This window comes from Companilactobacillus sp. HBUAS59699, from assembly GCF_036913575.1.
GTDB lineage: Bacteria > Bacillota > Bacilli > Lactobacillales > Lactobacillaceae > Companilactobacillus.
Window position 1 is genome coordinate 146,783 of the sequence record NZ_JAYKTV010000001.1, and the last position, 18,038, is coordinate 164,820.

At 34.7% G+C, this 18,038-nt stretch carries 28 protein-coding genes; all 28 read left to right on the forward strand.

Going from position 1 to position 18,038, the window contains the following annotated elements:
* The 28 genes from U8519_RS00740 to U8519_RS00875 all read left to right on the forward strand — a co-directional run bounded on the left by U8519_RS00740 (window position 1) and on the right by U8519_RS00875 (window position 18,019).
* Window positions 1–873 carry a helix-turn-helix domain-containing protein gene (locus U8519_RS00740; protein ID WP_334328419.1) on the forward strand — a complete coding sequence of 291 codons (873 nt, stop codon included), beginning with the start codon at window positions 1–3 and terminating at the stop codon, window positions 871–873.
* Entirely contained in the window at window positions 873–1,403 is a 531-nt protein-coding gene (gene ssb, locus U8519_RS00745) for a single-stranded DNA-binding protein (protein ID WP_334328420.1), read from the forward strand. The genes U8519_RS00740 and ssb overlap by 1 nt, the downstream gene beginning before the upstream one ends.
* An 18-nt stretch (window positions 1,404–1,421) precedes the next feature.
* Window positions 1,422–1,874 (forward strand): replication terminator protein, encoded by a 453-nt coding sequence (locus U8519_RS00750; protein ID WP_334328421.1) that lies wholly within the window; start codon window positions 1,422–1,424, stop codon window positions 1,872–1,874.
* A gap of 6 nt (window positions 1,875–1,880) precedes the next feature.
* A complete protein-coding gene (locus U8519_RS00755) occupies window positions 1,881–2,627 on the forward strand; it encodes a hypothetical protein (protein WP_334328422.1) in 747 nt (248 codons plus the stop codon).
* Between the two features lie 12 nt (window positions 2,628–2,639).
* The gene (locus U8519_RS00760; protein WP_334328423.1) at window positions 2,640–3,350 is read left to right on the forward strand and encodes a hypothetical protein; all 711 of its coding nucleotides are present in this window, start codon (window positions 2,640–2,642) and stop codon (window positions 3,348–3,350) included.
* 8 nt (window positions 3,351–3,358) lie between these two features.
* Window positions 3,359–3,544 (forward strand): hypothetical protein, encoded by a 186-nt coding sequence (locus U8519_RS00765; protein WP_334328424.1) that lies wholly within the window; start codon window positions 3,359–3,361, stop codon window positions 3,542–3,544.
* Window positions 3,545–3,762: 218 nt separating this feature from the next.
* Window positions 3,763–4,191, forward strand: coding sequence for a transcriptional regulator (locus U8519_RS00770; protein ID WP_334328425.1), 429 nt, complete (start codon window positions 3,763–3,765; stop codon window positions 4,189–4,191).
* A gap of 206 nt (window positions 4,192–4,397) precedes the next feature.
* Window positions 4,398–5,408 carry a hypothetical protein gene (locus U8519_RS00775; protein ID WP_334328426.1) on the forward strand — a complete coding sequence of 337 codons (1,011 nt, stop codon included), beginning with the start codon at window positions 4,398–4,400 and terminating at the stop codon, window positions 5,406–5,408.
* 19 nt (window positions 5,409–5,427) lie between these two features.
* Window positions 5,428–5,964 carry a hypothetical protein gene (locus U8519_RS00780; protein WP_334328427.1) on the forward strand — a complete coding sequence of 179 codons (537 nt, stop codon included), beginning with the start codon at window positions 5,428–5,430 and terminating at the stop codon, window positions 5,962–5,964.
* A gap of 34 nt (window positions 5,965–5,998) precedes the next feature.
* Window positions 5,999–6,802, forward strand: coding sequence for a terminase small subunit (locus U8519_RS00785; RefSeq protein WP_334328428.1), 804 nt, complete (start codon window positions 5,999–6,001; stop codon window positions 6,800–6,802).
* On the forward strand, window positions 6,774–8,030 hold the full coding sequence (locus U8519_RS00790) for a PBSX family phage terminase large subunit (protein WP_334328429.1): 1,257 nt from the start codon (window positions 6,774–6,776) through the stop codon (window positions 8,028–8,030). The genes U8519_RS00785 and U8519_RS00790 overlap by 29 nt, the downstream gene beginning before the upstream one ends.
* On the forward strand, window positions 8,021–9,436 hold the full coding sequence (locus U8519_RS00795; protein WP_334328430.1) for a phage portal protein: 1,416 nt from the start codon (window positions 8,021–8,023) through the stop codon (window positions 9,434–9,436). Before U8519_RS00790 ends, U8519_RS00795 begins: the two co-directional genes overlap by 10 nt.
* The gene (locus U8519_RS00800) at window positions 9,423–10,172 is read left to right on the forward strand and encodes a hypothetical protein (protein ID WP_334328431.1); all 750 of its coding nucleotides are present in this window, start codon (window positions 9,423–9,425) and stop codon (window positions 10,170–10,172) included. Before U8519_RS00795 ends, U8519_RS00800 begins: the two co-directional genes overlap by 14 nt.
* Before the next feature lie 11 nt (window positions 10,173–10,183).
* Entirely contained in the window at window positions 10,184–11,041 is an 858-nt protein-coding gene (locus tag U8519_RS00805) for a minor capsid protein (protein ID WP_334328957.1), read from the forward strand.
* The gene (locus U8519_RS00810) at window positions 11,038–11,247 is read left to right on the forward strand and encodes a hypothetical protein (RefSeq protein WP_334328432.1); all 210 of its coding nucleotides are present in this window, start codon (window positions 11,038–11,040) and stop codon (window positions 11,245–11,247) included. Before U8519_RS00805 ends, U8519_RS00810 begins: the two co-directional genes overlap by 4 nt.
* Window positions 11,248–11,266: 19 nt before the next feature.
* The gene (locus tag U8519_RS00815) at window positions 11,267–11,599 is read left to right on the forward strand and encodes a YjcQ family protein (protein ID WP_334328433.1); all 333 of its coding nucleotides are present in this window, start codon (window positions 11,267–11,269) and stop codon (window positions 11,597–11,599) included.
* A 126-nt stretch (window positions 11,600–11,725) separates the two neighbouring features.
* Window positions 11,726–12,277, forward strand: coding sequence for a phage scaffolding protein (locus tag U8519_RS00820; protein WP_334328434.1), 552 nt, complete (start codon window positions 11,726–11,728; stop codon window positions 12,275–12,277).
* A 16-nt stretch (window positions 12,278–12,293) separates the two neighbouring features.
* A complete protein-coding gene (locus tag U8519_RS00825) occupies window positions 12,294–13,208 on the forward strand; it encodes a capsid protein (RefSeq protein ID WP_334328435.1) in 915 nt (304 codons plus the stop codon).
* Between the two features lie 75 nt (window positions 13,209–13,283).
* Entirely contained in the window at window positions 13,284–13,727 is a 444-nt protein-coding gene (locus tag U8519_RS00830; RefSeq protein WP_334328436.1) for an Ig-like domain-containing protein, read from the forward strand.
* Between the two features lie 9 nt (window positions 13,728–13,736).
* Window positions 13,737–14,126 carry a hypothetical protein gene (locus U8519_RS00835; RefSeq protein ID WP_334328437.1) on the forward strand — a complete coding sequence of 130 codons (390 nt, stop codon included), beginning with the start codon at window positions 13,737–13,739 and terminating at the stop codon, window positions 14,124–14,126.
* Window positions 14,123–14,521: a hypothetical protein gene (locus U8519_RS00840; RefSeq protein WP_334328438.1), complete on the forward strand. Its 399-nt coding sequence runs from the start codon at window positions 14,123–14,125 to the stop codon at window positions 14,519–14,521. The genes U8519_RS00835 and U8519_RS00840 overlap by 4 nt, the downstream gene beginning before the upstream one ends.
* Window positions 14,502–14,924, forward strand: coding sequence for an HK97 gp10 family phage protein (locus U8519_RS00845; protein WP_334328439.1), 423 nt, complete (start codon window positions 14,502–14,504; stop codon window positions 14,922–14,924). Before U8519_RS00840 ends, U8519_RS00845 begins: the two co-directional genes overlap by 20 nt.
* The gene (locus U8519_RS00850; protein ID WP_334328440.1) at window positions 14,921–15,349 is read left to right on the forward strand and encodes a phage tail terminator family protein; all 429 of its coding nucleotides are present in this window, start codon (window positions 14,921–14,923) and stop codon (window positions 15,347–15,349) included. Before U8519_RS00845 ends, U8519_RS00850 begins: the two co-directional genes overlap by 4 nt.
* Window positions 15,330–15,485, forward strand: coding sequence for a hypothetical protein (locus tag U8519_RS00855; protein WP_334328441.1), 156 nt, complete (start codon window positions 15,330–15,332; stop codon window positions 15,483–15,485). The genes U8519_RS00850 and U8519_RS00855 overlap by 20 nt, the downstream gene beginning before the upstream one ends.
* Entirely contained in the window at window positions 15,485–16,903 is a 1,419-nt protein-coding gene (locus U8519_RS00860; protein WP_334328442.1) for a phage tail sheath family protein, read from the forward strand. Before U8519_RS00855 ends, U8519_RS00860 begins: the two co-directional genes overlap by 1 nt.
* Before the next feature lie 14 nt (window positions 16,904–16,917).
* The gene (locus U8519_RS00865) at window positions 16,918–17,394 is read left to right on the forward strand and encodes a phage tail tube protein (RefSeq protein WP_334328443.1); all 477 of its coding nucleotides are present in this window, start codon (window positions 16,918–16,920) and stop codon (window positions 17,392–17,394) included.
* Between the two features lie 17 nt (window positions 17,395–17,411).
* Window positions 17,412–17,825 carry a phage tail assembly chaperone gene (locus U8519_RS00870; RefSeq protein WP_334328444.1) on the forward strand — a complete coding sequence of 138 codons (414 nt, stop codon included), beginning with the start codon at window positions 17,412–17,414 and terminating at the stop codon, window positions 17,823–17,825.
* 44 nt (window positions 17,826–17,869) lie between these two features.
* On the forward strand, window positions 17,870–18,019 hold the full coding sequence (locus tag U8519_RS00875) for a hypothetical protein (RefSeq protein ID WP_334328445.1): 150 nt from the start codon (window positions 17,870–17,872) through the stop codon (window positions 18,017–18,019).
* The last annotated feature ends 19 nt before the right edge of the window (window positions 18,020–18,038 follow it).

Consider the following 18,038-nt stretch of genomic DNA (forward strand, 5'->3'; position numbering starts at 1 on the left):
ATGGCGATTGTAAGGGCAAAGAGAAAAACTAATTTTACAATTATTGGCAATACTGGTTTGAAAGATAAGAGATTGTCTTTGAAGGCTAAAGGATTACTAGCATATATGTTAAGCCTGCCAGATGATTGGACTTTTTATGAAACAGAATTAATGGAACATAGCAAAGATGGCAGAGACTCTGTTAGAAAAGGACTTCAAGAGTTAGAGAAGTCAGGGTATCTTGTTAGATTTCAAAAAAGAGAAGGCAAAGGTAAGTTCGGCCCAAAAGATTGGAAAGTATACGATGAGCCTGATATATCAACGATTTCACCGCAGACGGAAAACCCGTCGACGGATAATCCGTTGTCGGGAAATCCGCTGTCGGATAATCCAACACTACTAAGTACTAATGAACCAAGTACTGATAAACAAAATACTAATAGTAATAGTCCTAAGTCAAAGACTTATGACGAAACCGATGATAATTATCAATTGGCTAGTTATTTTGTCGATAAAATTCGTGAGAATAATCCTGAATTCAAAGAACCCAATATGCAAAAATGGTCGAATTCAATTCGATTGATGCATGAACGGGATAATAGGGACTACTCTAAAATCAAAAAAATGATCGAGTGGTCGCAGTCTGATGATTTTTGGTCAGTTGTGGTTCTTTCACCTGATAAATTAAGGAAGCAATATGATCAAATGGCAATGCAAGCCAATCGTGAATTTTCAAATAAAAAAAATCACCGAAGTAAAAGAGAGAAATCAACTGATTGGGGTAAATACGAATCCAATATTAGTGAAGAAGATGCCACTAAGAAGCAAAAAGAATTACAAGAGAGACTTAAAAAGATGCGCTCCAAAAATAAAAATAGTTCGGAGGAAAGTTAATGCTGAATAGAAGTGTATTAGTAGGGCGCCTTACACGTGATCCTGAAATTCGATATACGCAAAATGGCACTGCTGCAGGAAGTTTCACACTTGCGGTGAACCGTAATTTTACTAACTCTCAAGGTGAACGTGAAGCAGATTTCATCAATTGTGTTATCTGGCGTAAAGCCGCTGAGACATTCAGTCAATGGACTCACAAGGGTTCATTGGTTGCAGTAGACGGTAGATTGCAAACACGTAATTATGAGAATAATCAAGGCATCACGGTTTATGTGACTGAACTAGTCGTTGATGAATTTTCATTTATTGATACAAATCCAAAAAGTAATAATGGTTCAAATTCAAATAACCGTAATAATCAACAATCTAACAATCGGAATAGAAATAATTATCCAAGCAATGGCAATCAACAATCACCATTTGGAAGTCCATTTGGAAACAACACACAAAACAATAATCGAAATACTAATATGTCTGATCCGTTTCAGTCTGGTGGAGTGAATGTTAGTGATGATGAATTGCCATTTTAATTTTATGAGGGTGATGAAATGAGTGATATTAAAAAAGTAATCAACTTTAATCTTTCAGAAATAGCTGAAGGTGGATTACAAGAGAAATTTACTAAAGAATTGAAAAAACTAAGCGAAAATATTCTTGATCCAAATACTGATGCGAAAGCTAAACGAAAAATTACTATTGGACTAACATACAAGCCCAATGACAATAGGGATGCTGTTGATGTAATGGTCGAAGTGAAATCTAATTTGGCTCCTCAAGTTGGATTAAGCACAACAATGCTTGTTGGTCGTGACGAGAATACAGGCATGATAGCGGCTAATGAATTGAAGTCTGGGGCTCCTGGACAAACATACTTTGATCCTTTAGACAGTACTTTAAAGTCTGATACCGGGGAACCAGTAGATGAGATTGAAAAAGATTCGTCAACGGATAAAGAACCACAGTCAGAAAAAGTAATTGATCTACAAAATAAGAAAGCATAGGTGAATATGATGGATTTAACTGCAGAATTGATTGAAAGTATTGGTGAATTAACATTAGAGGCTAATGAGAGTAAGACATTGAAAATTGATGATAAAACGTACAGTATCGATGGCCGTGGTGATATTCATTTAGTTTTGCCACCTAATATTGCTGATCAGGAAATCAGTATCAATACATTAACTGGATTAGTATCAATGCTTAAGAACATGGATGAACGTAAGTCTGAAAAGCTATTCGTACAAGTGAAGTCACCATCAGAAATTTATGTATATGGAGCAATTGATAGTTATGGACGCCGTGAAGATTTGATTACCGTAAATGCAATGTTACCTGATATTTATTATTCAAATTTTCTAAGTCAGGAAAACATGAATATTATGTTGCAGTCTCAATTTGTTAAAAATGATGATCAGCAACTATTACTTAAGGTCATTGGAAACTTGAAAGAGGAAAATGTTGCCACATCAACTGATGATGGGACATCCCAAGCGGTTAAAATCAGATCAGGCGTTGCATCAATTGACAATGTCAAAGTACCAAATCCAGTGATATTGGCACCATATCGTACATTTGTTGAGGTTAAACAACCTGAGAGTAGATTCGTATTCAGAATGCAAGAAGGTATGCAGTCAGCAATTTTTGAGGCAGACGGTGGTGCATGGAAGAATGAAGCCATGCGTAATATCACTGAATTCTTGAAATCAAATCTTGAGACAGAAATCGAATCAAAGCATGTAGTTGTCATCTCGTAGGAGGTGACTGAAATGAATATTTTAGAGTTACAGGCAAGAGTTCTGCAAATGAAGCTAGGTGGATTAACTAAGATTCAAATTGCAGATAGGTTAGAAATATCTGATGAAGTGCTGGATAACATCTTACATAGTATCGGTAGTAATCGAGGGTCAGTTAAGAAATATATTAGAAAACAAGTTATGAATATGAGTTTATCTGAACTGGATAAGTTAAAGATCAATGATATTAATTTAAGTTCAGTGATTGCTAGACTTGAATATTTGTATTGTGGGTTCGATAACATCCCTGAATCTAGTATTGCTTATCGAAATACTCAGAAATATACAAAAGTCGATAAAAATAGAGCTCGTAAACCATTACCACATAAAAGATGGGACATAGAAAAAGCCCAACAAATGTTGGACCAAGGAATAAGCAAAGCCGATATCTGTAGGGAAGTAGGTATCAGTTTGCCATTATTGAGTAATCAGATCACATATGGAGCTTTGGATGCTACCGAATGGAATAATTACAAATATGATAGATCAGGCTATTATGCGTTGCTTATTGAAGATGTCATTGTGGCTAAAGGCTCTATTCTTGATATCTCAAATGAGATGGGTATTACAAGAGAGTTGTTGCGTATGAATATCAATGAATTCTTTAGCTTATCAGAAAATGGTGAAATATTATTTTTAAAAAAGTTATCGTATTACGAACGTGGAAAACTTGAAATGGTATAGGTGATTGCATGAATGATGAAGAGATTTATAGGTCAACTATTGAAAGAGTGTTTGATGATCAGTGTCAGAGTTTGGAAAAGACGATTATATATATTTCAAAACGTAATATGGCAGCTGATTTTAGACATGCACGCAGGAATTTAAGTGACAGAACTAAGAACGATATTTTGAGGGATGTATCTTATCCCTTTTAGGAGGAAGACATGGAAGAACATATATACAGGATTATTATGATAGGCAATGGACTTCAGTCACATTTCAATCCCAAAAATATTGAAATATTAGAAGAGATTGAATCAGGAGATATTGAAGATGTCTGATTTAATATTGATAATTGCTGGATTGATTATTATGTTTGTATTGTTGGTTACAATATCAATTCCAGTAAAAGATATGAGACATAAAGAGGGGGATGATGAAAATTAGAACTTCACTAAAAAGATTGATTGAAGACATATTAAGAGATTATCCTTTAGTGGATCAATATATTCATGAGCGAGAGCAAGAACTGATGCACCCTGTTAGTGACAGTGATGAAAATATTGGTGGCGGAAAGTCTGGAAAAATTTCAAAGCCCCAGGAACAGATGGTTATTACATTAGAGCAAGATAGAAGACTTAATCAATTAATGAAGCAACGTGATGCAGTCGAGGAGTGTTTTGATAACTCTAATGAAGATACGAAACATATTATCAGTGAATTATATTTTAGAAAATATCCGCGTTATCAAATGGAAGGATTAATCAAAAATCATATAATTTACTGTAATAGATCACAGGCATTTAAGCTCAGAAATGATTTTATTGAACGAGTTGCAAGTGAATTGAAAATTTTTATGTAATCTGTGGACTTTTTGTGGATTATTGGACCAACTTTAAGTGGTAAATTAGTATCATGGAAAGTTGAGAGGCATGTGATCAAGTTCTCGTTTCAAGACTTTGGAGAAGAAAAACTCTAAACCTCCCTATAATTATATTGAGCAGGTATTGTATGCCTGCTTTTTTTGGTGTTTAATTTAGGTAAAATACTGTTATATGGGGAATTTTTATGACTGAATATTATGTTGCCAAACTTAACTTAAAACCTACTATTATTGGATTATATACAGAGAATGATAAAAATAAAGGGATTAATCAACTTATGAATTACGTCATACCTAGTTCTTTAATTGAAGTATTTAATAAGTATGATTATTTTTCAGGTGAAGATGAAATATATTTGTTTGATGGAAATAGGTATAATGAGGATATTCAATTAGTTTTAATGTCTCCGGAATTTGAAGAGCTTCAGAATGCGTATAGCAAATTATTAGACGAATATAAAAAAGTTATAGAAAATAGTGAGAAAAATAATGGAATATTTTGGCCAAATGAATATTTAAAACATACAAAATCAAGAATGAAACGAGCGTTATGGTCATTCAGGTCAAAATTTCCTAACATTATTGAGTTATCAAGTAATCTTCCTGATGATAAAGTTGATGATAGAATACCTGGAAATAGTAATTATGGTCATGGAAGAAAGTATTTGTTTGATGTAGAAAAAATATTTTATGTCATCGATTCTAAAAAAGACGATGGTATTGACCAGCTTTCTGATAATATTAGATTTTTTTATGAAAAATCTAGTGAAAAAATTTATATTGAAAGTATTATAACCGTTGCAGAATTCAAGGAAGAATTGAGCTTAATACAGAATAGGATTAATAGTTCTGGTACTAATATTGGTAAAGTCACAATAAATCCTATTTATGACGAGGTAATATTGAATAAATCGTATAATAGTGTAACTTTTCAAATAGTATATCCAAATAACTCTAAAAGAAGAAATAATCAAAACAGAGTGTTGGATAAGGTGTTTACAGAAACTCATTCTGATTCAATGGGGGTTAAAATGAATTCTGATGGAGAGAGTAATTTTACTCCAGGGGAAATTAAAAGCGCATCGGACTTATTTGGAGCAAAAGATGGGTATTTAAAGAGTGTACGTGCAAATGGGAAAAAATTAAATATTGAAGGAGTAAAAAAGATAGTAAAGAAGTTTATAAAAAAACAGTAACTGTAAATGGTGATAAAATATGAGCTTAAGAAAATTATTAGTTAAGGGTAGAAACTCCACATGGTTCACTTTTTCAACGTTTGTTGCAATTATTATATGGATAACGATGTTAATAATGTATTTTCGATTTCATGTAAATGTAATTAAGAACTTTAATGCTTTAGCTCTATTGAGTGTATCTGTTTCAGGATTATCTTTTAGTATGACCTTACTTGTAGCATTAGTTGCTATTTTTGGAAGTAAAGATATGGGTACCTTTTATAAATGGTCAGAGAAATATAAAAATGATAAAAGTGATGATAGCAGATTTGTTTTTTATGATACTTTTGCTCCTTATGCATGGGTAGCAATTCTTTTCGCTGTAACAGGATTAATTTCTCTTTTCTTAGGTACCTTTAATTTATCTATTTTTGATAAATTTTGTTCTGTTAATTTTGTATTAAAATCTTTTGACATAATATCATTAGGTCTAGCAATTTGGTCGTTGATGGATTTAATGATAGATACTATATTGAGTAGAATTAGTAAGATTATACGGGAGAATAGAAAAAAATAATTTTTGCTATTATTTAGGAGGTTAGGTGCATGTAATGATTAATCGAGATCAAGCAGAACAGGATTATCAATCAGGAATGAAGTATAAAGATATTGCTAGTAAGTACAATGTATCAATAAATACTGTCAAATCCTGGAAAAGTAGATACAAATGGTTAAGAGATGCGCCTAATCAAAATAGGGTGCATACAAAAACAGAAAAGGGTGCACACAAATCTAAGAAGGTTGCACCCAAAATAGTAGATCAACTAGAGGCAAACAGTGAGCTTACTGAAAAGCAAAAACTGTTCTGCCTTTTTTATTTGCAACGATTTAATGCAACCAGAGCTTATCAAAATGCTTACGGGGTTAATTATGATACGGCGTTAAGAGCTGGGCCAAGACTGTTGGGAAATGTTGGTGTGAAGGATCAGTTAAATAAGCTTAAAAAGCAGCTACATTCCAATATGTATGTGGAGATTGAAGACATCATAAATGAGTACACTAAACAATCATTCGCCAGCCTTGGAGATGTAATTGATTACAAAGTTCATAAAGAATTAGTCATGGATATGGAAGGCAATGTATTTCTTGATACTGAAGATAATCCGGTAGAGAAACATGTTGCAGACATCTTCCTAAAACCAAGTGATCAGATTGACTGGTCACTGATTCAAGAATTACATCGTGGTAAAGATGGTTTAGTAGTCAAGCTATACGACAAGCAAAAAGCAATGGATAGCCTTACAAAGCTATTGGATACTAACAAAGACAAAAATGATAGTAATGTTGTTCAAATTATAGATGATATCGAGAAAGGAGATGAAAGTGATGGTACAAAAGATGCTGCTAAAAAGTAAGGTTGCACCATCATTCAGACAACTTCATATTGATATTAAAAATCGAGTGCACAGTAATTACTGGTTAAGAGGTGGACGTGGTTCTACTAAGTCCAGTTTTATATCAATTGAGATTGTTCTAGGGATGTTGAAAGACCCTGAAGCCAATGCAGTAGTTGTTCGTAAGGTTGCAGCAACACTCAGAGATTCAGTATATGATCAGTACCTTTGGGCAATCGATGTACTTGGAGTAAATAGTTATTGGAAAGAGTCAGTTAGTCCAATGACATTGACTTACATCCCTACTGGTCAACAGATTAGATTTAAGGGTGCAGATAAGCCGAGGAAGATTAAATCTCAAAAGTTCCGACATGGCTATATCAAATTCAAACATTATGAGGAAGTTGATGAATTTAGAAATTTTGCTGAGATACGCTCTATTAATCAGTCATTGAATCGTGGTGGTAGCAACATCGTTACCTTTTACTCGTACAATCCGCCTGCTAGTGTTAATAGTTGGGTCAATCAAACAACTGATCATGAGAAGCTACGTGATGATACGTTGGTTCATTCATCTGATTACTTGTCAGTTCCCAAAGAATGGCTAGGTAAGGAATTCATCGCTGATGCTGAACAGTTGAAAGTAGATAACCCAAAAGCCTATGCACACGAATATATGGGTGAAATAACGGGTACGGGTGCAGAAGTATTCAACAATGTTGTACAACGAAGAATCACTGATGATGAAATACAATTATTCGATAATATTAAACGTGGATTAGACTTTGGTTTTGCTAGCGATCCGTTAGCATATATCGAAGTCTATTTTGATATAACGAGGCATCGACTTTATATCTTCAATGAGATTTATCAGGTTGGACTGAAGAATAGGGTTGCAGTTCCAATGATCAAGAAATTTGATACGAACAATAACCCAATTGTCGGTGACTCAGCATCACCTGGTTCAATTGCTGAATACAGAGATATGGATCTGAATGTTATTGGAGCTCGTAAAGGTCCAGGCAGTCGTGATCAGGGATACAAATGGTTGCAGGATTTACGTGAAATCGTTATTGATCCTGTTCGTTGTCCTAATGCTGCTAGGGAGTTTAGTAGCTATGAACTGGAAAGGGATGCAAATGGTAATTTAAAAGCCACATATCCTGATGGGAACGATCATGCGATGGATGCAACCAGGTATGCACTTGAATCAATTATTAGGAAGGGAGGTTTCAAGCCGTGGAAATAAAAGCAATGAAGAAACTATTACAGAATACTGATGCACGAAGAATGGAATTCAATGGTCGATTTGATAAATCACTTCATTATTACTTTAATAAGAACGACATCACTATGAGAAATGATGGCGAGTCTAAGGTTAGCGAGCATGGAAAGGATGAAGAACCACTGAGAAGCGCTGATAATCGTGTCAGTTCAAACTATCATCAACTGCTTGTTGATCAAGAGGCCGGGTACGTTGCTACTATTCCTCCCTCAATCGATGTTGAAGATGATGATCTCAATGACAAGATTAAAAATACTTTGGGTGATAACTTCAATCTCAGAATGAATCAGTTAGTGGTTGATGCTGCTAATGCCGGTGTAGCCTGGGTTCATTATTGGATAGACGATGATAATCAATTCAGATATGGAATCGTTCCGCCTGATCAGATCACTCCAATTTATTCAAACGATTTGGATAAGAAGTTATTAGCTGTGAGACGTACTTACTCACAACTTAATCCAGATGATGGCAAGTATTATAAAATTCATGAATACTGGACGGATAAAGATTGTACGGTTTTTAAATCGATGATGCCTGATTATTCTGATTTAGTTAAACTGACTGATAGGTTTACTACATTCGATGTATCCACGGGTATGGAGATTGGGACCGGCAATGTTTTACATCATCAATTTGGACGTATACCCTTTATTCCATTCCCTAAGAACAAATATGAACGCCCTGACTTGTTGAAGTATAAAGGTCTGATCGATGTTTACGATAATGTATACAACGGGTTTGTGAATGATGTTGATGATGTGCAGCAAGTTATCCTAGTTCTAACTAATTATGGTGGTGAATCACTTGATGAGTTTAAGAAAACACTAAATGAAGATAAGGCAATCAAGATTGATTCTGTTGGTACCGGTGATAAATCAGGAGTGGATACACTCACAATTGATATTCCCGTTGAGGCTAGGAATTCATTACTTGATATTACAAAGTCAGATATATTCGTTCATGGTCAAGGAATCGATCCATCAGACTTTGAAACTAACAACGCTACTGGTGTGGCAATTAAAATGTTGTACAGTCATTTGGAATTGAAGGCCTCAGTAACTGAATCGTACTTCAGAGATGGTGTAAATCAACTGGTAAGAGCAATTATGAATTGGTTGAATATAACTGATGCTGATGGACGTACAATCACTCAAACGTGGACACGTACGGCTATTCAAAATGATGTTGAACAAGCACAAGTTGTCTCACAAGTGGCCAATGTTACATCTGATGAAGCAATTGCTAAAGGTAATCCGCTAGTTACTGATTGGCAGCAAGAACTGCAGGATAGACAAGACAACATCGTTAAGTCTGATGGATATGGTAATGACAAACAACTTGAAGATCTAACCGGTAATGAAGATGAGTAATCTCACTTATTGGGAGAAACGATTTCTTCAAACTAAAGCCAGTCAGATTAGATCAACTGAAGAATATGAACGTGCCTTGCAGTCTCAATTGAAAGGACTGTTACATCAAATTGATGTTGAGGCTAATCAATACTATCGAAGGTATTCACAGAATAATGATATTCCTGAAGAGAAAGCCCGTAAGATTCTGAACAACATTGGTAATTCTAATTGGAATATGACCCTTGAGCAGTTCAAACAAAAAGCTATCAAAGGTGGTTATGAAAAAGAATTAGATAATGAATATTTCAAGAGTCGTATAGCCAGATTGCAGAACCTTGAAATTCAAATTAAAAATAGAGCAGGTAATTTTGCTAAAGGCGAACGATCTCGTATGGGGGATGCACTAGCTGATCAGTATAAGGACTCTTATATGAGAACCATTTACAATTATCAGAGTACGAAATTTCAATATAGTGCTGATTTTATTGGTATTAATGATGACCAACTTAAAACAATTATCAGTAAGCCTTGGTCTGGTAATAACTTTTCAAAGAGAATTTGGAATGATTATCAAGAAGTGCTACCTGATAAGCTGATGGATACAATGTTGCGAGGCTCTTTACTTGGATATGCACCATCTAAAATTTCTAATATGATGCATGCAAGATTTCAAGATGTAAACAAGAAAGACATTCATAGATTAGTTGTATCTGAGATGGGACACGTTAATGAGGAAGCAACTCTGAGAGCCTAGAAGAATCTGGTATTGAAGAGTACGAATATATGGCTACTTTGGAATCTCATACTTGTGATATTTGTGCTAGATTGGATGGCCAGATATTCAAATTATCAGATCGTAGGGATGGAATGAATTATCCTATTATCCATCCAAGGTGTAGATGTACGACTATTCCACATATCGATGGATTGCCTGAGACGGATGAACGTTGGATGCGTGATCCTGATACTGGTAAAGGTAAACTGATTAAAAACATTTCATTTAAAAAATGGAAAAATCTGATTAATCAGGAGCATGAAGAAAAATTAAGTTCTGGAACATATGGTTCCAATTTAAAATATGTTCGTAGTAAAGATTTTGAAAATAAAATTTCTTCGAACCCTAAATTATCTAAGATAAGTTCTGAGGTTACTAAGGTCGGACGAAAGATGCTACAACATCGTAATGGCACACAGTTTGAAGATTATTATTTATTAGATTTGCAGACTGGTAAGATAGTTGCAATATCTAATAAGGCAACCAAGAAAAAAGGCGTCGTCTATAATAATCAAATCACTGATGCATTTAAATCTGGTAATGAAGGGCAATATGTTTCAATTCATAATCATCCATCAGGATATCCACCATCATTGAGTGATATTGCTACTTTGTCATTAAAATCAAAGAATAGTAGTGTTGGTTTGGGATTAACAGTTGGTCATGATGGTAGTGTTTATTGGTATACCAAGGCAAATAAGAAAATGACTCGAAATGCCAATATTATGTATGGAAAACAGATTAGAAAGTATGTAAAATTAGGTTATGATGAAGTTAGAAGTCAAGAATTAGCACTATCAGATTATTCTGATAAATATGATTTTAAATTTGGAAAGGTGGAAGAATGATGATTAGTGAAAATAGGAAAAAATGGATAATAGATAACCTACATAAAACAAAATTGTCAGAGTTTCCAAGTTTCGAGTTTGAAGATGATAGTGGTAAATATCCTAAATGGATGGATGAAATGACGGATGACGAAGATGAATGGTTTATTAATTTTATTGATTCTTTATCAGAACAAGAATTATTAAATATGATGGCTAAAAACTAATTTTTAGTGGGGTGGTTAAATGGCAAAAGATGACTATTTCGTTATAATGTACATGTTGTTGAAAAGATTGTATTCACTTTTAAAAAATGGAAAGGTCATTTCTGAAGAAGAGTTAAATGAACTGGGTTCCCAATATAATCAACAGTATTGGAACTACATCTTGTTGAACTTAACTGAAAATGAATACATTACTGGAGTCACGCCAATAAAGGCTTGGGGTGGCTCAGGTATGAAAATCATTGGAGATGTTCAGATTACACCAAAAGGCATTGAGTATTTGTTTAGCAATTCAATGATGGAACGAGTAAAAAATACATTAAAAGATATTAAAGGAATAATTCCTGGAGCTTAGCACCCAACAATTGAGTTGAGTGCTATTTTTGTGCCATTTTGTCCTAAGTAAGACGTAAAAAGGCTTATTTTTTATACCTTGATTGTGGTCGCCCCACGTAAATCTAGCGAGAGAGGATTTGTAATTATGAAACGAGAATTTTTAAAGGGTTTGAATTTGGAAGATAAAGTCATTGATCAGATTATGTCTGTTAATGGTTCTGATATTGAAAATGTAAAGAAGTCATTTGGGGATGTTGAGTCTATTAAGACTGAAAATAAGTCGCTCAAAACGCAAATGGCTGAACGTGATAAAGATATCAAATCATTGAAAAAACAGGCTGGTGATAACGAAGATTTATCTAACAAGTATTCTGAACTACAAGACAAATATAAGACGGATACAGACAAGCTTAATGCTCAACTATCAGCTACAAAGTTGAATGGAGCTTTAGACAACGCCTTAAACACAGCCAAGGTTCGTAATACTAAGGCTATCAAAGGACTACTCAATATGGATGACATCAAATTAGATGAAAAAGGTAATTTGATTGGTGTTAATGATCAACTTGAGTCACTTAAAAAATCTGATGGTTATCTCTTTGATGAGGGTCAACATCAGGAATATAAACCAGGTGGTGGACAGGGTTCTAATGATAAGAATACCGTTCAAGATTTAGTCAATACGTTTAAAAAATAGAAAGAAGGAAAAATAAATGCCAGCAACAATTAATTATGCTGAATCATATCAACAAGCAGTTCAAGAAGCTTTTTATGATGGTCATCTATATTCACAAGCACTTTGGAATTCACCATCAAATGGAATTATTAAATTCGATGGAGCTAAGCACATCAAGGTTCCACGTTTAACAATCGATGAAGGTCGTAGAGATCGTAAACGCCGTACAATTACGCAACCTACAGCAAACTATTCAACTGATTGGGATTCATATGAACTTGGTAATGAAAGATATTGGAGTACATTAGTTGATCCATCTGATGTTGATGAGTCAAATATGGTTATTTCAATGGCTAATATTACTAAACAATTTAATTTAGACGAAAAAATGCCGGAAAAAGATAGATTCATGTTTAGTAAGTTGTATCAACGTAAGGAAGCTACTAGTGATGGTGGTATTACAACAGATACACTTGATGAAAAAAATATTCTTACTGCCTTTGATCAAATGATGGTGAATTTTGATGAGGCTCGTATTCCTCAACAAGGTCGTATTCTTTATCTAACACCAAAGATCAACGCAATTCTTAAGCGTGCTGAGGCAATCAACCGTCAATTGGCCTTAAAAGATGCTAATAATGTCCAACGTACTGTTTATAGCTTGGATGATGTAACTATTAACGTAGTTCCATCTGATTTGATGCAAACATCATTTGACTTTACCGTTGGATCTAAGATTGTTGATGATTCTAAACAAATTGAAATGTTCTTAATTTATAATGGTGTTCAAATTGCGCCAGAAAAGTATGCTTTTGCTGGATTTGATGCACCTAATGCTGCTAACAGTGGCAACTATCTTTACTATGAACAATCATATGATGATGTTTGGCTATTGAATACTAAGACAAAAGGTATTGAGTTTGTAGTTTCAGATAAAGCCCCAAAAGCTTAAAGGCTCCCTCTCAAATCAAGGTAGAGCCAAGTGATGGCGGAGCCGATTTCACAGCCGAATTTTAAGGAGGAACTTATGACTAAATTAAATGTGTATAAGGATTCTGAATTGATTGGAACTGGTGAGAGTCCAGTTCACATTGATTTGGATCCTGCCACTTATCCAGCTGGGACATTCAAAGGTGAATTAGTTGATGGATCAGGAAACAAAACTGATAAATTTGATTTTCCAGAGGTTACTGTAGTAGCTCCTGTTGTGCCAGTTACAAAAATCACATTGGATCCAAGTACAGCATCTATCAAAGTAGGCGATACATCTAAATTGATTGCTAATGTAGAACCTAATAATGCTACTGAAACAGGGGTTACTTGGAGTTCCAGCGATACAGCAATCACTACAGTCAGTGGTGGAACAGTAACTGGTAAAGCTGCAGGTACATCAACGATTACTGCTACTTCTAAATCAGACAGTGAAGTTATCGGCACTGCAGAAGTAACTGTAACCGCTGCTGAAGGTTAGGTGGTTCATATGAAAAAACATCCAAGAATTGAAAATATAACAGACACTCTTAAGAAGTTACTACCTAATTCGAACAAGTTAGATGGTTATGATTCTATTATTGATTTTGTTATTTCAAAAGTAGTCGATGATGTAACTAGCTATACTCATATTCCAGTTGAGGAGTTGCCAGAAGAACTTGATAAGACGATTGTTAGTATTTCTATGCAGCTAATAGATTCACATCAGTTCTTAGTTCCAATTGAAGACAAGAATAATGATGTTCAGTCATTATCTGAAGGTGATACTTCAGTTACATTCAAATCACCAGCAACTGTATATACTGAATTGCAATCAATTAATCCATTGTCTGATGATTATGCAACTATTTTGAATAGTTATCGGAGAATCAAGCGATGATTGGGGCATTCAAACATATGGGTAGAGTGCTGCCGAAGTTGTGGAATGATAGAGTGACTATTAAAGGTGTTGTAGAGACTTCAAAAGGAATTTTTTCTGATAGTAAAGATGTGACAATAGTTGAAAATTATCCAGCAAAGGTTGTTTTAGGAGGTCAAAAGCCATCTGAACAATCTTTTTTTGGTACTGATCAGTATGATGCTAAGTTATTGATTGATAATAGCGTATTTGTTCCAGCTGGAGCTGATATTTATGTGACTGATATAAATGGTCATGTTACTAAATACAAGCGAGCTAGCAAGGGATATCAAGGTTATGTCAGTCATCAAGAAGTAGCAATGATCAGGGACGAAAAGGCTAAGGATGTGGTTGATAATGGCATGGGGAACGATTGAAGATGCTGAATTTCAAAAATTTGCTGACAAAGTTAAAGGCAAGATTCAAGCACAAGAAGTTAGACGTGCTGTCGAAGAAAGTTCTAGGCGAGTTGGTACTCAATCACTTAAAGGTGTTAAATCCAGAACTCCTGTTGGTCAATATACTGACGGTAGAACTGGTGGAACTCTAAGAAGAGGCTGGCATTTAAACGGTCCAACGTACAATGGAACATTATTCTTAATTGAAGTTGAAAATAATGTTGAATATGCCGGATATGTGGAAGATGGTCATCGTACTCGTGGCGGTGGTGGCTGGGTATCTGGTAAACATATGCTTATGGAAACTCTATTTGAGATTGACAGTATGATGCCAGCACTGCTGACTCCAGCAATGAAGAATCTTGGGGGTCTATTCAATTGAAAGTAAGTATTATTGATTTGATTGGGAATGAACTATCAAAGTTATTTCCTAATATTCCAATTTATCGTGAAAACCAAAAGGGTGGCTTTAAAGAGCCATCTTTTTTTGTTGAAAAAATCATTACTAATGTGAATCCTGAACTGTTTGATATCCAAAGTAGAAGTTACAGTTATCAATTAGTTTATTTTCCAAAATTAGATGAGCCAAAGACTGATATTGAAATAGTTGAAGAAATTTTATTAGATAATTTCACTCAATTAACCGATTATGCAGTGATTCGTAATCGGGATTTCAAACAATCTGATGATAATACATTGCTATTAACATTCAATATTCAAATTAGAGCACACAAAATTGATGTTTCAGCAAAACAGCAAAATATGAAATTTAAAGGAAAGATTACTGATGAAAGAGATGTTTACTAAAGATTCATTAGTGAAGAGTGATGGTTTCAGTGCTATTGATCGTGACATTTTAAAGATTGTTCTAGTTGATGGCACTCAATATTCACTTATTGAAGTAAAGAATTTGATCAGAAAATTTAAAGGAGGAATCAATTAATGGGTGGAACATGGAAAACTCAAAATAAGCGCCGTCCTGGTGCGTATATCAATACAATCGGTGCAGCACAACCTAAGCAAGATACTTCATTAGGTCGAACAATGTTGATCGGCAATACTCAATTGAATTGGGGAGCTAAAGGAATCATTGAATTGGATTCAAACTCTGATTTCAAAGCGTTGTTAGGTGCACCATTGTCAACTCCTGAATTTGGTGCGTTGAGAGAGACTCTTAAAGGGGCTTTGACAGTATTACTACTCAATAATAATGATGGAACGAAGTCTGAGGTTACTGATGAAGCATTACCTTGGAAGTTCACTGCTAAGTATCCAGGGACTAAAGGGAATCAACTTCATGTATCAGTAGTGAAAGATCCTAATGATTTAACACGTATCACGGTTTCAACGATTTATGGAACTGAGGTGGTTGATCAGCAAGTTATTAGAACCACTACTGCACAAGGATTAGTTTCCAACGATTATATTGATGTTGAGTACTTAAGTGATGCAACTGAACCAGTAGCCACTGTGGAAAGCACTGATGATGGTGCTGAATTCAAAGCAGCACCAGGTCAAAATAAACTTGAAACATTGTCAGCATCGACTACGTATGATTTGGTTGGTGGGACTACTGAACCTGTTGAAGTCACAGATTTGATGAATGATGTACTTGAAACAGAACAATTCAATGTCGTTACTGCAGCTGGATTTGCACCAGATAACAATATTCATCAACTATTGGCACAATCGGTTCAAAGACTACGTGATGATGAAGGTTACAAAGTTCGTGCTGTAGTTCCTGTCTATGAAGGCGGATATGAATATGACTATGAAGGAGTATCAGTAGTATCAAATGGTGTAATTTTGGAAGATGGCACACAAATTGATACAACAACTGCTACTGGCTATTTTGCAGGTATTTCATCAGCAACTGATTCGAGTAAGTCACTAACCTATTCTGAATATCCTGGTGCTATTTCGACATATCCATCATTGAATAATGAACAAACAATCAAAGCTTTAAACAGTGGTTGGATCGTATTCACCGCTAAACGTGGTGGACGTGTGGTAATTGAACAAGATATCAACTCACTGACATCATTTAGTGATGATAAGCCTAAGTCATTTTCTAAGAATCGTGTTATTAGAACCTTGGACGATATTGCGACAGATTTTGAAAGTGTGTTTGAGAATACTTTCATTGGAAAAATCAACAATGATGAAACAGGTCGTGATTTATTTAAGGCCAACAGATTATCTTATATGCAAGGCCTAGTAAATGGTGGAATTATTGCATCATTTACTAATGATGATCTAACTGTTGAACCTGGTGTAGATAGTGATTCGATTATTGCTACTGTTGCTGTAACACCGATTGATTCAATGGAAAAACTATATATGACGATTGTCGTTCAATAGAGAGGAGAACTTAAATGTCTAACAACGTTGGAGAATTTCTAAATGGTAGAGATACCATTTCAACAAAAGATGCTAAGGTGTATGCAACAATCAATGGTCAAATCATTGGATTGATCGACTGTAACAAATTCACTGCAAAACTGGAAAAGAACAAGGAAGATATTCAAGTATTAGGAAGCCACTGGAAGCGTAAGAAGGTTACTTCCATTGAAGGTACGGGTACGCTAGGTGGATATATTATCAGTTCTAATTGGTTGAAATATGCTCTACCTTATATTCAAGGTGGTAAGGATTTATACTTTGAAATCACATTGACAATTGAAGATAAAACTTCAAGAGCTGGTAAGCAAACTATTCATTTAGGTGAAGTAAATCTTGATGATATTCCTATCGCTGATTTTGAATCAGATGATGGCGTAATGGAATGGGAATCTGATTTCACATTTGAAGAATTTGATTTGGTATCAGCTTTTGATGGATTTGACTTATAAAATTGGAGGAATTTTAGATGACTAGTGTTAATGATTTTTTAATGGAGAACGTAGATACAAAGCCTGAAACTCGTGAAGTGAAGTTTAAAAGATTCAAATCACCTTTTGTTATTAAATCCCTTACTGAAGATGAGAATTCGGTAATACAAAAGGATGCAACTCGTAAGATTAAGGATAAACAAACACGTCAAGTGATCAGTCAATTGGATCAATCTAAGTATATTGATCTAATGGTTTTGAATAGTGTCGTTACTCCTGATTTGAATAGTGAACAAATTCAAAAAAGTTGGAATTGTTTGGCTAATCCAGTAGGTGTATTGAAGAAAATGCTTCGTGCTGGTGAATATATTGAACTTATGCAACAAGTTCAAGACTTATCAGGATTTGATATGGAAGATGTCGAAGAGTTGAAGGATGAAGTAAAAAACTAGTAAAGTCTGGTGATTCTCCTGATATTCAATATTATTTTTATTGCATGAATGAATATCACTGGACACCAGAAGTTTGGGCTGGATTTTCCAGAAGAGAGAAAGCGCTGGTCACAGCTGGAATTGACCTCAGAATTAAAGAAGAAGAGAAACAAAAACGTGAAGCTGAAAGAAAGGCAAGGACTAGAAGACATTAGTTCTTGTCTTTTTGTGTAG

What these genes read in the sequence shown, in the direction of transcription:
- U8519_RS00830 (WP_334328436.1), top strand. Translation starts at nt 13,284, where the DNA reads ATGACTAAATTAAATGTGTATAAGGATTCTGAATTGATTGGAACTGGT.
- U8519_RS00835 (WP_334328437.1), top strand. Translation starts at nt 13,737, where the DNA reads ATGAAAAAACATCCAAGAATTGAAAATATAACAGACACTCTTAAGAAG.
- U8519_RS00780 (WP_334328427.1), top strand. Translation starts at nt 5,428, where the DNA reads ATGAGCTTAAGAAAATTATTAGTTAAGGGTAGAAACTCCACATGGTTC.
- U8519_RS00770 (WP_334328425.1), top strand. Translation starts at nt 3,763, where the DNA reads ATGATGAAAATTAGAACTTCACTAAAAAGATTGATTGAAGACATATTA.
- U8519_RS00820 (WP_334328434.1), top strand. Translation starts at nt 11,726, where the DNA reads ATGAAACGAGAATTTTTAAAGGGTTTGAATTTGGAAGATAAAGTCATT.
- U8519_RS00765 (WP_334328424.1), top strand. Translation starts at nt 3,359, where the DNA reads ATGAATGATGAAGAGATTTATAGGTCAACTATTGAAAGAGTGTTTGAT.
- U8519_RS00810 (WP_334328432.1), top strand. Translation starts at nt 11,038, where the DNA reads ATGATGATTAGTGAAAATAGGAAAAAATGGATAATAGATAACCTACAT.
- U8519_RS00815 (WP_334328433.1), top strand. Translation starts at nt 11,267, where the DNA reads ATGGCAAAAGATGACTATTTCGTTATAATGTACATGTTGTTGAAAAGA.
- U8519_RS00860 (WP_334328442.1), top strand. Translation starts at nt 15,485, where the DNA reads ATGGGTGGAACATGGAAAACTCAAAATAAGCGCCGTCCTGGTGCGTAT.
- U8519_RS00800 (WP_334328431.1), top strand. Translation starts at nt 9,423, where the DNA reads ATGAAGATGAGTAATCTCACTTATTGGGAGAAACGATTTCTTCAAACT.
- U8519_RS00775 (WP_334328426.1), top strand. Translation starts at nt 4,398, where the DNA reads ATGACTGAATATTATGTTGCCAAACTTAACTTAAAACCTACTATTATT.
- U8519_RS00845 (WP_334328439.1), top strand. Translation starts at nt 14,502, where the DNA reads ATGGCATGGGGAACGATTGAAGATGCTGAATTTCAAAAATTTGCTGAC.
- U8519_RS00825 (WP_334328435.1), top strand. Translation starts at nt 12,294, where the DNA reads ATGCCAGCAACAATTAATTATGCTGAATCATATCAACAAGCAGTTCAA.
- U8519_RS00785 (WP_334328428.1), top strand. Translation starts at nt 5,999, where the DNA reads ATGATTAATCGAGATCAAGCAGAACAGGATTATCAATCAGGAATGAAG.
- U8519_RS00755 (WP_334328422.1), top strand. Translation starts at nt 1,881, where the DNA reads ATGATGGATTTAACTGCAGAATTGATTGAAAGTATTGGTGAATTAACA.
- U8519_RS00840 (WP_334328438.1), top strand. Translation starts at nt 14,123, where the DNA reads ATGATTGGGGCATTCAAACATATGGGTAGAGTGCTGCCGAAGTTGTGG.
- ssb (WP_334328420.1), top strand. Translation starts at nt 873, where the DNA reads ATGCTGAATAGAAGTGTATTAGTAGGGCGCCTTACACGTGATCCTGAA.
- U8519_RS00875 (WP_334328445.1), top strand. Translation starts at nt 17,870, where the DNA reads ATGAATGAATATCACTGGACACCAGAAGTTTGGGCTGGATTTTCCAGA.
- U8519_RS00855 (WP_334328441.1), top strand. Translation starts at nt 15,330, where the DNA reads ATGAAAGAGATGTTTACTAAAGATTCATTAGTGAAGAGTGATGGTTTC.
- U8519_RS00790 (WP_334328429.1), top strand. Translation starts at nt 6,774, where the DNA reads ATGGTACAAAAGATGCTGCTAAAAAGTAAGGTTGCACCATCATTCAGA.
- U8519_RS00760 (WP_334328423.1), top strand. Translation starts at nt 2,640, where the DNA reads ATGAATATTTTAGAGTTACAGGCAAGAGTTCTGCAAATGAAGCTAGGT.
- U8519_RS00750 (WP_334328421.1), top strand. Translation starts at nt 1,422, where the DNA reads ATGAGTGATATTAAAAAAGTAATCAACTTTAATCTTTCAGAAATAGCT.
- U8519_RS00870 (WP_334328444.1), top strand. Translation starts at nt 17,412, where the DNA reads ATGACTAGTGTTAATGATTTTTTAATGGAGAACGTAGATACAAAGCCT.
- U8519_RS00740 (WP_334328419.1), top strand. Translation starts at nt 1, where the DNA reads ATGGCGATTGTAAGGGCAAAGAGAAAAACTAATTTTACAATTATTGGC.
- U8519_RS00865 (WP_334328443.1), top strand. Translation starts at nt 16,918, where the DNA reads ATGTCTAACAACGTTGGAGAATTTCTAAATGGTAGAGATACCATTTCA.